Source organism: Klebsiella sp. GFKo11, from assembly GCF_056490265.1.
On the sequence record NZ_CM151369.1, the window covers coordinates 5,516,574 to 5,527,888 of the forward strand.

The following is an 11,315-nucleotide window of genomic DNA, read 5'->3' on the forward strand; positions in this document are numbered from 1 at the left end:
CATGACTGACCAACAGATTGAATGCCTGGTTGAACGCATACTCCAGCGCCTGAAACCGCCGGTACTGGTAATGGTGGCCGCCGCGACGGGATATCGGCATGCCATTCGCCAGCGGCTGGCGAGCTGCGGCGAAAGTCTGCATCTGGCGCTGGATAGCGGGATTGAAGACGGCGAGCAGTGGCAGGCTCTCGGTAAAACGCTGTCTGCGGCCGACTGGCAAGATACGCTGCCTTCGGTCCCGTACAAAGCGCTGCTGCTGCCGTTTCTCGATTATCCGCTGGCAGCAGATCTGGTGAATGGCTCCCTGCACAGCCCGCTTGCCCGGCGCATGCATGACGCCCTGCTGAGCGGCCTGCCGGTGCTGGCCCTGCGCTACCATTGCGACCCTGCCAGCGAACTGAACCAACTGCTGGGCGCGCAGCCGAACTCCGCTTACGCCGGGCATATGCAGGCCACGCTGGCCCGCCTGGCGGACTGCGGCGTCACGCTGTGTACCATGAATGAGCTGCTGGAAAGACTGGCGTCAGGTAGCGAAGCAGCACCGGTACTGACGAGTACCACGCGGCGTTATCTCACTGTCACAGACGTGGTGAATAATCCGGCGCTGGCCTGCGCACCCGAAGCTCAGTTGACCGATGCCGCTATCGATTTTTTAAAAAACAGAAAAAAAGAACCTTACCTTAAATAGTAAACCCGGAGTTTAATTTATGTCTTCAAAAACAAAGTGTTGGCTATGGATGTTGTTGGTTATTGTTTCCGAAACCTCAGCCACGTCCACGCTCAAAATGTTCGGTAGCAGCGAAGGTACCACCAAAATACTGTTGCTCGGGCTGCTGATTGTTCTCTATTGCACCTGCTACTACTCGCTATCGCGGGCGGTCAAAGATATTCCTGTTGGCCTGGCCTACGCCACCTGGTCCGGCACCGGCATTCTGGTCGTCTCCACCCTGGGTATGGCTTTCTACGGTCAGCATCCGGACACCGCCGCCATTATCGGCATGGCAATCATCGCCAGCGGCATTGTGATCATGAACCTGTTTTCCAAAATGGGCAGCGAAGAGAGCGCGGAAGCGCCTGCTGAGCCGGTCGCTTCATCTATGGACAAAAAAGTCGCCAACTAACAGGAAAGGAAAAGCATATGTTTAATCTCGGATTTTTATGGCTGGCACTGTCTATCGGCTCCGAAATCACCGGTACGTCCATGATCAAAAAGACCAATGGCTTTAGCAAGTTGGCCCCGTCGGTGCTGGTGATTTGCGCCTACGGTCTGTGCTATTTCGCCCTCACCCGCGCGATGAGCACCATTCCGGTGGGAGTCGCCTACTCGCTGTGGTGCGGCTTTGGCATCGTCGGCGTCACAATTTGCTCGATGATCCTCTATAAACAAAAACCGGATATCCCGGCAATCCTCGCAATGGTGCTGATTATTTCCGGCGGCATCATTATGAACGTCTTCTCCAGCATGTAACGAGATTCGGGCTGCTTTGAGCGAACACGCAAAGAAGCAGTCCGAAAACGCCTACAACGTCGTCAAATAGTCGTTAACGCTTCGGAAATTCTCCTTATGATTGGTACAAACTCCCTCCTGCCACAGCGGCTGCAAATCCTTAAGGATGCGTACCTGTCGGCAAAACCCAGCATTACGATCAACAGAGCGCTGGCCTATACCGAAGTATTCAAGAGCCATCCCGAACTGCCGAGGAATTTACTGCGGGCAAAAGGTTTTCGCCGCGCCTGCGAAACCGCACCGCTGCTTATCCAGGATCGCGAGCTGATTGTCGGTCACCCCTGTGGTAAACCGCGCGCAGGCTCCTTTTCGCCGGATACAGCGTGGCAATGGGTCGCGGATGAATTAGAAACTATCGGTACCCGGACGCAGGATCCCTATTTTATCAGTGAAGAAGATAAACGGATGATGCGGGAGGAGCTATTCCCTTTCTGGCAGGGTAAATCTCTGGCCGAAGAGTGCGAAAAAATAATACGCAAAGAGAATGAAGAGTTATGGGAATTTGGCGCACAGGCAACCATTAGCGACCTGACTTACCATATTACCAGCGGCGGCGGCGACACCAGCCCAGGTTATGACAATATCTTATTCCCAAAAGGGATTTACGGCTTAAAAAGAGAAGCGGAGCTCTCTCTCGCTGAATTATCCCCAGAGAATAAACAACACCAGGATAAAATCGCTTTCTACCAGGCGGCGATAGAGTGCTGCGAAGGCATTTTAACCTATGCTGCCAGGCTCTCAGCCCATGCCCTTGAACTCGCAGCAAAAGAAACCGACCCAAAGAGAAAAGACGAATTAAAATCGATCGCGGCGGTGAATGCCCGCGTGCCCGCGCATCCTCCTGAAACATTCCATGAGGCATTGCAGGCAATATGGACGATTCAATCGCTATTTTTACTGGAAGAGAACCAGTGCAGCACCTCACTCGGACGCATTGACCAGTATGTTTATCCGTACGGTGATGCTTCCAATTAGTAGAACATGTGTTTTTCAATAAACGTCCCGATGACTTTTTCGTGGATCTCTACTGAACGCGAGAAGCAGATTGTTTTACGAGCCAAGCGCTTAATGCGGGTGCGCAGCGTCAGGTTATTGCGCTCAATCCGTTGGGTGAATATTTTTCCGGTCAGATGCTTATCCTTCGGCACCTCCCGGCCATAGCTGCCCCAGTCGTCGCTGGTGATCATGCCGATGTTGAATGGCGTAAGCAGTGCCAGTAGTTCCCGGCAGGTTTCATCGGTACGGGGACCAAAAGTGTAGGCCAGTACACCCCCTGTTTTGGTGTTATACGCGTACCAGAGCCAGTGTTGCCGGGCTTTACTGCCAACGAAACTCCATTGCTCATCAAGTTCGCAGATAAGCGCCACATCAGCATGAGCAACGGGCGAAGACGTTATTCGCTTTGGCGTGAGTTTTTTAAAGTCCGGATGACGGTGTTAATGCCAATTTTCAGTGTTCTGGCGGTATCGCGAACCCCGGCGCCATTGAAGGCCATTTCAGTGATCAGCTCTTTAATGCCCGGCTTACGGGCCTCATAAGTGTAAGTGAGCTGAAAAACGCGGTGGCAGTCACGGCAGCGAAATCTGTCATGGCCTTTAGGGTTCTGACCATGGCGGTAGACCTGTGCAGACTGACAACGAGGACAATGAATGTTAACGCTGGCCATGAAAGAACCTCAAAAGCCCGCATTATACATCAGATTCAACTAATTAGAGGCATCACCATCCGTACTTTGCCGCAGGAATAGCCTCAGGCAAAATGGATAACCAGCAGGCGCTGGAATTAATGGGCTGTTTCATTATCAAGTGCTCCGAAATGATTTGGTATACTCCAGGTGCGACAGCCAAGTATTTCGCGGGTTATATGCCATTCATTAATATGACCGTTGGCGGTCTGAAAAGAGAAGGCGGTGACGGCACTAACGACCTGACATATCTTATTATGGAAGCGGTTGAAAAAGTGAAGGTTTATCAGCCATCCCTCGCCTGTCGGATCCATAATCAATCTCCGCAACGTTATTTAGATAAGATTGTCGATATTATTAAAACTGGCATCGGCATGCCCGCGTGTCATTTTGACGATGCGCATATAAAAATCATGCTCAGAAAAGGCTTCGATTTTGAAGATGCCCGCGACTACTGCCTGATGGGCTGCGTGGAACCGCAAAGATCGGGGCGCATCCACCAATGGACTGCTGGCGGTTTTACCCAGTGGCCTATTACCCTTGAAATGGCGCTCAACCGCGGCGTACTCAAATCTTATGGTGACAAGCGCTGGCTGGATACCGGTGATGTTGATGCTCTGGCGACCTGGGACGAATTTGCCGCCGTGGTCAAGCACCAGCTTGATTACCTGATCGAGATGAACGCGATAGGCACCAATATCATTCAGGGCGTCTTCCGCGACATCACCCCTACGCCGTATATGTCTCTCTTCGTTGATGGCTGCATGCAAAACGGGCAGGACGTCACCGCCGGAGGCGCAGTGTTGTATGACGGGCCAGGAACAATTTTCGCTGGTCTGGGCACTTTTGTGGACAGCATGGCGGCCATTAAGAAACTGGTGTATGACGACAAAAAATATACCCTGGCCGAACTCAGGAAAGCGCTCGATGCAAATTGGGAAGGATATGAACATATCCGACGCGATTGTAAACATGCGCCTAAATATGGCAATGATGATAGCTATGCCGATGATATTGCCGTAGATATTGTTGATTACACTGAAAAGAGAATGAATCAGCATCGCTCCCTTTATGCCAGACATATCCACGGAACGCTGTCACAATCGTTTAATACTCCGCTGGGTGGCATGATCGGCGCAACGCCGGATGGTCGAGAGGCTTTTGCGCCGCTCTCTGATGCCATGAGCCCAACCCAGGGTGCCGATACCCAGGGCCCTACGGCGGTCATCAAATCCGTCTCCAGAATCAACGTCGAATCCATGAGCCTGGGGATGGCGCATAACTTTAAGCTCAGCCAAAGCGCGCTGGATACTCCGGAAAGTCGCAATGGCATTATTACTCTGCTGCGGACGGCCTCGGTGATGGGAAATGGGCAGATGCAGTTTAACTGTATTGATAACGCAACTCTGGTTAAAGCACAGAAATGTCCGGAACAATATCGTGACCTTATCGTTCGCGTCGCGGGCTATAGCGCGTTTTTTGTTGAGCTTTGCAAAGACGTGCAGGATGAGATTATTAGCCGTACCGTAAATCATTAAAAACTCAATGGGAATTAATCCTCAATAACCACGATGGCTTTAAAAACACAAAATGTTATAACAAAGCCTGCTATTTAAAAAAACAAGACCAGCGTCAAAGTTTAAGACTACGCTTATCTATAAATAATATTTTGTGATTTTAATCGTGGTTATTTTCTCATTTTTCTTTATTTTTATCACACCCCATCACACACAGAGGACGATGTAATGACGCAAAAATCGATTTATCGCCTCATTGCCCAGGGTGGCCTGGACGACTGGTATAATTTGGATCATCGTATCTCCAACGACTTCCCTCGTTAATTCTCCGCTGCTGCCTGCTCCCTAAAAAATTTATATCAACACTGCGTTTAGTCGCTATTTGTTGCGCCTGTCATTTGTCGCCGAATAGCCAAACGCGGCACAGCATCCCCATGGAGAAAATAAATGAAACGTATTCCTGAGCCGTTCCGTATTAAAATGGTCGAAAACATTCGCATGACCACCTTTGACGATCGCGTCAAAGCCCTGGAAGAAGCGGGATATAACCCGTTTTTACTCAATAGTCAGGATGTTTATATCGACCTGCTGACCGACTCCGGTACCGGAGCAATGAGCGACCATCAGTGGGCTGGCCTGATGATGGGCGACGAGGCTTATGCCGGGTCGCGCAACTATCAGCACCTGTGCGAAAAAGTCAAAGAGATCATTGGCTATCCGTATACCATTCCGACCCACCAGGGGCGTGGCGCAGAGCAGATCCTGTTTCCGAGCTTGATTGCCCGCCGCAAGTCGGCGCATCCGGTATTTATTTCCAACTTCCACTTCGACACCACCGCTGCCCACGTCGAGCTTAACGGCGCGAAAGCGATTAACGTGGTGACGCCAAAAGCCTTCGATACCACCTCGTGGTACGACTGGAAAGGTAATTTCGATATTGATTTGCTGAAGGCGACCATTGCCGAACACGGCGCGGAAAACGTCGCGGCGATTATTACTACTGTTACCTGTAATAGCTCCGGCGGACAGCCGGTATCGCTGGCCAATATGCGCGAGGTGTATCAAATTGCCCGCCAGAATAATATTCCAGTGGTGATCGACTCCGCCCGCTTCTGCGAAAACGCCTGGTTTATTAAACAGCGCGAAGAGGGCTACGCGGATAAATCGGTGAAAGAGATTATTCTCGAGATGTACGAATACGGCGATATGCTGACGATGTCCGCTAAGAAAGACCCGATGGTCAATATCGGCGGGCTATGCTGCTTCCGCGATGATGAAGACTTATTTAACGAAGTGCGCATCCGCTGCGTGCCGATGGAAGGCTTCGTCACCTACGGTGGTCTGGCGGGACGCGATATGGAAGCACTGGCTATTGGTCTGGAAGAAGGAACCAACGAGGACTACCTCGCTTATCGCATCAATCAGGTGGAGTACCTCGGCGAACGCCTGCGCGAAGGCGGCATTCCGATTCAATATCCGACCGGAGGTCATGCGGTATTCGTCGATGCCAAACTGCTGCTGCCGCATATCCCGGCAGAACAGTTCCCGGCCCACGCGTTGAATAACGAGCTGTACCTGGAGGCGGGTATTCGCAGCGTGGAAATCGGCTCCCTGCTACTGGGCCGCGACCCGGAAACCGGTAAGCAGAAAGCGTCGCCGATGGAGCTGCTGCGTCTGACCATTCCTCGCCGGGTTTATACCAACGATCATATGGACTATATCGCTGATGCGCTGATTGCCGTTAAGTCCCGCGCCGCAAATATTAAGGGTCTGACCTTTACCTATGAACCGCCTGTACTGCGCCACTTCGTCGCCAGACTGAAACCGGTGAAATAACCCAAGCCCTCGGCGCTCTCGCGACGGGAGCGCCTTAAACTTCAAATAACGACTAATTAGCTCAATCACTCGGGTTGTGCCTGGGTAGCCGTTTGCCCGCAGCCCGTTACTTAGAGCCTATCCCAGTAGGCGTAATTGGCGCCGACAGTTTGAACACGGCCAGCGCGCAAGAACCGGAGCGTACACGTAGTACGTGAGGATTCTGAGCACTGCCCAGGTTCAAAATGGCAAGCAAAATAGCCCTAATGGGATAGGCTCTTAATAGATAGCCACGTGAGGAATAACCTTATGGCTACATTATCGGTCTCAAAAGCGGTCTCAAAAAATACACCGTCGCTGATTGGCGGAGCGATGATTATCGGTGGTACCATTATTGGCGCAGGTATGTTCTCTTTACCGGTCGTCATGTCTGGTTCCTGGTTTTTCTGGTCGCTGCTGGCGCTTATATTTACCTGGTTTTGTATGCTGCACTCCGGATTAATGATTCTGGAAGCAAACCTGAATTATCATATTGGCGCCAGCTTCGATACTATTACTAAAGATTTACTGGGTAACGGCTGGAATATTATTAATGGTCTCACCGTCGCCTTCGTATTATATATTCTGACCTACGCCTATATATCCGCCAGCGGTTCGGTTATCCAGCATACTTTTGCGCAAATGAATCTCGCGGTACCGGCGCGCTTAGGCGGCCTGGCGTTCGCACTGGTGGTCGCCTTTATTGTCTGGCTGAGCACCAAAGCGGTAAGCCGGATGACCACTATCGTGCTGGGCGCCAAAATCCTCACCTTCTTTATGACCTTCGGCGGGCTGATGTGGCACGTCGAGCCCGCGATTCTGTTTAACCGCTCGGAAGCCAATGCGTCATATTTGCCCTACGTGCTGATGACGCTGCCGTTCTGCCTGGCTTCATTTGGCTATCACGGTAACGTCCCCAGCCTGATGAAGTATTACGGTAAAGATCCGCTAATCATTCGTCGCTGCCTGCTGCTTGGCACACTGATGGCGCTAGTGCTGTATATCATCTGGTTGGTCGGTACCATGGGCAATATTCCGCGCCCGGCGTTTATCGATATCGCCGAGAAAGGCGGCAATATTGACGTACTGGTGCAGACCCTAAGCGGCCTGCTGAACAGCTCCACGCTGGACTTACTACTGACCGTCTTTTCCAACTTCGCCGTCGCCAGTTCGTTTCTGGGCGTGACTCTCGGCCTGTTCGATTACCTGGCGGATCTGTTTAAGTTCGACGACAGCCCTAAGGGGCGTTTTAAAACCGCGCTGGTTACCTTTGTGCCGCCGATTGTCGGTGGGCTGCTGTGGCCAAACGGCTTTATTTACGCCATCGGCTTCGCCGGTCTCGCCGCCACCGTTTGGGCTGCTATCGTTCCCGCTCTTCTGGCACGAGCCTCACGAAAACGGTTTGGTAGCCCGAACTATCGGGTATGGGGTGGCAATGCCATGATTATCCTGATTTTATGCTTCGGAGGCGCTAACGCGATAATTCATATCTTATCCAGTTTTAACCTGCTGCCGGTTTATCGCTAAATAAAAAACCGCTTTTACTGCTACTGCTTTTCGTGGCAGGATAAAAAGATGAACAGAAACGTTGTCGTAACTCACCCTTGTCGTTGGTGGCTGCCTGCATAACAGGCGGCATGATTTAACGTTTCCCATATTCAGAGCCGCCGGAAGGCGGCTTTGTTGTTTCTGAGTGGCGCCTTTCGGCTTAATCACAGCATAAGGAGTCACTCATGAGTACGACACAAACTATTCTGACCGGCGACCGTCCAACCGGCCAGCTGCACCTCGGCCACTACGTCGGTTCCCTGCGCCAGCGCGTGCAGCTCCAACATGATCACCAGCAATTTATCCTTGTTGCTGATCTGCAGGGGCTGACCGATAACGGCAGCAATCCGCAAAAAATCAGCAGTAACATCTTTGAAGTGATGGCGGATTATCTGGCCGTCGGCATCGACCCACAAAAGACGACCATCTGTCTGCAATCGGCCCTACCGGCGCTGGCGGAGCTCAGCGCGCTATATATGAATATCGTCACCGTCGCCCGCGTTGAGCGTAATCCGACGGTCAAAAACGAAATCGCCCAGAAGGGATTTTCCCGCTCGCTACCGGTGGGCTTTTTGGCCTATCCCATCAGCCAGGCTGCCGATATCAGCGCCTTTAAAGCCGAACTGGTGCCGGTTGGCGACGATCAGCTACCGATGATTGAACAGACCAACGAGATCGTGCACAAAATGAATAGCCTGACGACGACGCCGATCTTACAGCACTGCAAAGCGCTACTCAGCGATGTCAGCCGCCTGCCGGGCATCGACGGCAATGCAAAAATGTCGAAATCGCTGGGAAATACGCTCACGCTTTCAGCCAGCAAAGAGGAGATCCACCGCGCGGTCAGCGCCATGTACACCGATCCGAATCACCTGCGAGTTGCCGATCCGGGCCAGATTGAAGGTAACGTGGTCTTTACTTATCTCGACGCCTTTCATCCCGATAAAACGTTGGTTGCGGATATGAAAGCACACTATCAGCGTGGTGGTCTTGGGGACCGACAGTGCAAGAATGAGCTGGAGTCCTGTTTACAGGAGCTGCTGGCACCGATACGCGAACGCCGGGCGACCTATATTCAGGATAAAGGCATGCTGCTGGAACTACTGCGCCGGGGAAGCGAACGGGCACACCAGTTGACTCAACAAACGTTGCATGAGGTAAAACGAGGTCTGGGGCTGCCGGTGCTGTTTTGAGAGTCAGAGATATCTTCGCAGGCTCCACGAGCTCGCAGCCTGATGCGGCTATCTCCCCGGTGGCGGCTGACGCCTTACCGGGGCTACGGATTCCCAGCCGTCTGTGGACTGGTAGCCCGGACAGGCGCAACGCGCCGCCTCCGGGAAGAACTCAGCCGCTTAATTGCCGTCGCCTTCATGCATCTTCACACAATTTCGCCCATCACGTTTGGCGACATACAGCGCGCTGTCGGCGTCGCGCAGCAGCAGGTTGTAATCCGGATGACCGGTGTGGACGGCGTAGCCAATGCTGGCGGTGATCGAAATTTCGGTCTCAGCACCGACGCTAAACGCCAGTTGGCTGATTTTTTTACGCAGCCGCTCGAGGATAGTAAAGGCTTCCGCCGCGCCGGTTTCCACCAGCACCAGCAGAAACTCCTCACCGCCGTAGCGGAAAATGTAGTCACTGGAACGAATGTTATCGCTGAGCAGCTCCGCAACGTGCTTGATCGCCCGGTCACCGACCATATGACCCCAGCTGTCGTTAATTTCTTTAAAGTGGTCGATATCAATGATCGCCACCGTCATCGGCAGCTCATACTCCATCGCCAGCGTCACTTCATGCTTAAGGACTACCGGTAGGTAGCGACGGTTCAGCAGGCTGGTCAGCGTATCTTTGCCGCTTTGCATCTGCGACAGGCTGCTAAACAGAACCCCAAGCTGGCTACCAATCTGCTGACAATGGATATGGATACCCTGTAGCAGACTTTGCGTATTTTTATACTCTGAATCGTCTGCCGAAGATTTCCAGGCGGATAACAGGGCATCCACCTTGCTAATTAAGTCGGCGATTTCCTGCATTTGCGGATTTTTATTAAAATAACGCACGCATTTATGGCGGAACCACAGGCCAAATTCTGACTCAGATAATAACGCTCCGTTAATATCTGTCTTATTATCGCTGACGATATTAAAAATAGCGGTATTTTCCCACCCAGAGAGCGAAGCCTGCTGCTTACCATATTCCAATGGCACATTATCCATCAGGCTATACAGGCGATAAGCCTCTTCATTTTTCGTCGCCCGATAGTGCGATAGGGTATAGGCGTGGCACATCATCTCGACCGCCATATTAATAGCCATGATGGCGTAGTAGATGGCGGCGACGCTGGTATCACGGTCAATCTCGCTATCGCGGATATTTTCAATCAGCCCGGCCTTAAGCTGCCGCGCGCCGCGCAGGACGGCCTCAGCCGGAATGCCAATTCGCGAATGGATGCTGCCGATCAGGTACTGCCGCTCCGCCAGCGCCTGCAGATTTTCCTTCTCGCTCATCAGGATATCTCTCACACACCCAGCGAGCGAGCTACTTAGCCGCTCCTGGACTAAATCATAGGTAAGGTGCCTGGCGATGTCCGGATCCTGAAAAATAAAGTCATAAAAACGGGTCGCTAACGCCTCCGCCTGCTGATCGGCAATATTTTTAAGAACTGCCTTCACTTCCGGCGTCAGGCTGTCGTACAGCGGCAACCATTCCTTAAAAATAATGGAGATATATTTCTGGCTTTCATCTTTCATTTGAATAAAGCGCTCGCCTGGCGTTAGTGTATTTTCAGGGCCGAAGATCATACAACAGTTCTCCGGGAGCAACCAGATTAAAAATGCGACAGCCCCCCACCAATAATACCCTCTGGTTATTAGCATTGAGAAATGGCTTATAAGTATGATGATTTAATGAAGAACGATGAAGATTGTATGAGCAAGGCCCGGAGCATTAACCCCAATAAGCATCATGGGTAATATTGCCTCACCGCGCCTCAGCTGTTTTTTTATGTTAACTCTGCGACAAGTCCATGTTTTGTATATGGACATATTCATTGCGGGTGTTAGTATTGCATTGACGGTAGCAATAGATATGCGTGTTTCATTTAAGGCGAGGATTGCTGATGATGACCACATTAATCGCACCTCTTTATGACTGGCCAGTAGCGTCGCAGGACGTCATGCGCCGGTTGGCCTTATCCCCCATCCCT

General features: G+C 51.8%; 10 protein-coding genes and 1 pseudogene. 9 read left to right on the forward strand and 2 right to left on the reverse strand.

Features of this window, described 5'->3' with window-relative positions; all coding sequences use genetic code 11:
- The first annotated feature begins 1 nt into the window (after position 1).
- The 4 genes from AC07P6_RS26505 to AC07P6_RS26520 all read left to right on the forward strand — a co-directional run bounded on the left by AC07P6_RS26505 (position 2) and on the right by AC07P6_RS26520 (position 2,482).
- A complete protein-coding gene (locus tag AC07P6_RS26505; protein ID WP_478315055.1) occupies positions 2 to 688 on the forward strand; it encodes a hypothetical protein in 687 nt (228 codons plus the stop codon).
- Between the two features lie 19 nt (positions 689 to 707).
- On the forward strand, positions 708 to 1,121 hold the full coding sequence (locus tag AC07P6_RS26510) for a DMT family transporter (RefSeq protein ID WP_110277410.1): 414 nt from the start codon (positions 708 to 710) through the stop codon (positions 1,119 to 1,121).
- A 17-nt stretch (positions 1,122 to 1,138) separates the two neighbouring features.
- Positions 1,139 to 1,468: a DMT family transporter gene (locus AC07P6_RS26515; protein WP_102804055.1), complete on the forward strand. Its 330-nt coding sequence runs from the start codon at positions 1,139 to 1,141 to the stop codon at positions 1,466 to 1,468.
- 96 nt (positions 1,469 to 1,564) lie between these two features.
- Positions 1,565 to 2,482: a pyruvate formate lyase family protein gene (locus AC07P6_RS26520; protein ID WP_478315056.1), complete on the forward strand. Its 918-nt coding sequence runs from the start codon at positions 1,565 to 1,567 to the stop codon at positions 2,480 to 2,482.
- On the opposite strand, the gene AC07P6_RS26525 is transcribed toward AC07P6_RS26520, so the two are convergent.
- Positions 2,479 to 3,173 (reverse strand): IS1-like element IS1N family transposase gene (locus AC07P6_RS26525; protein WP_087786203.1). Its coding sequence is split into 2 segments (ribosomal slippage): positions 2,479 to 2,927 and positions 2,927 to 3,173, totalling 696 coding nucleotides; the frame shifts between segments, so codons are not numbered across the junction. The two genes, AC07P6_RS26520 and AC07P6_RS26525, sit on opposite strands and share 4 nt — an antisense overlap.
- 56 nt (positions 3,174 to 3,229) lie before the next feature.
- On the opposite strand from AC07P6_RS26525, the pseudogene AC07P6_RS26530 reads away from it, so the two are divergent.
- From AC07P6_RS26530 to trpS, 5 genes and pseudogenes are all read left to right on the forward strand, one after another.
- Positions 3,230 to 4,729: pseudogene (locus tag AC07P6_RS26530) on the forward strand (pyruvate formate lyase family protein); the annotation flags it as partial.
- A gap of 207 nt (positions 4,730 to 4,936) precedes the next feature.
- Entirely contained in the window at positions 4,937 to 5,032 is a 96-nt protein-coding gene (tnaC, locus tag AC07P6_RS26535) for a tryptophanase leader peptide (RefSeq protein ID WP_004098218.1), read from the forward strand.
- Between the two features lie 123 nt (positions 5,033 to 5,155).
- A complete protein-coding gene (gene tnaA / locus AC07P6_RS26540; protein ID WP_434660335.1) occupies positions 5,156 to 6,544 on the forward strand; it encodes a tryptophanase in 1,389 nt (462 codons plus the stop codon).
- A gap of 288 nt (positions 6,545 to 6,832) precedes the next feature.
- Positions 6,833 to 8,089 carry a tryptophan permease gene (mtr, locus tag AC07P6_RS26545; RefSeq protein ID WP_434660337.1) on the forward strand — a complete coding sequence of 419 codons (1,257 nt, stop codon included), beginning with the start codon at positions 6,833 to 6,835 and terminating at the stop codon, positions 8,087 to 8,089.
- Positions 8,090 to 8,295: 206 nt separating this feature from the next.
- On the forward strand, positions 8,296 to 9,303 hold the full coding sequence (trpS, locus tag AC07P6_RS26550) for a tryptophan--tRNA ligase (RefSeq protein WP_434660338.1): 1,008 nt from the start codon (positions 8,296 to 8,298) through the stop codon (positions 9,301 to 9,303).
- 159 nt (positions 9,304 to 9,462) lie between these two features.
- Here trpS and AC07P6_RS26555 read toward each other — a convergent pair whose 3' ends face one another.
- Positions 9,463 to 10,860 carry a GGDEF domain-containing protein gene (locus AC07P6_RS26555; protein ID WP_478317098.1) on the reverse strand — a complete coding sequence of 466 codons (1,398 nt, stop codon included), beginning with the start codon at positions 10,858 to 10,860 and terminating at the stop codon, positions 9,463 to 9,465.
- Positions 10,861 to 11,315 lie beyond the last annotated feature (455 nt).

Coding starts and splice junctions, on each gene's coding strand:
- AC07P6_RS26555 (WP_478317098.1), bottom strand. CDS start 10,860: ATGAAAGATGAAAGCCAGAAATATATCTCCATTATTTTTAAGGAATGG.
- AC07P6_RS26505 (WP_478315055.1), top strand. CDS start 2: ATGACTGACCAACAGATTGAATGCCTGGTTGAACGCATACTCCAGCGC.
- AC07P6_RS26515 (WP_102804055.1), top strand. CDS start 1,139: ATGTTTAATCTCGGATTTTTATGGCTGGCACTGTCTATCGGCTCCGAA.
- AC07P6_RS26520 (WP_478315056.1), top strand. CDS start 1,565: ATGATTGGTACAAACTCCCTCCTGCCACAGCGGCTGCAAATCCTTAAG.
- AC07P6_RS26510 (WP_110277410.1), top strand. CDS start 708: ATGTCTTCAAAAACAAAGTGTTGGCTATGGATGTTGTTGGTTATTGTT.
- trpS (WP_434660338.1), top strand. CDS start 8,296: ATGAGTACGACACAAACTATTCTGACCGGCGACCGTCCAACCGGCCAG.
- tnaA (WP_434660335.1), top strand. CDS start 5,156: ATGAAACGTATTCCTGAGCCGTTCCGTATTAAAATGGTCGAAAACATT.
- mtr (WP_434660337.1), top strand. CDS start 6,833: ATGGCTACATTATCGGTCTCAAAAGCGGTCTCAAAAAATACACCGTCG.
- tnaC (WP_004098218.1), top strand. CDS start 4,937: ATGACGCAAAAATCGATTTATCGCCTCATTGCCCAGGGTGGCCTGGAC.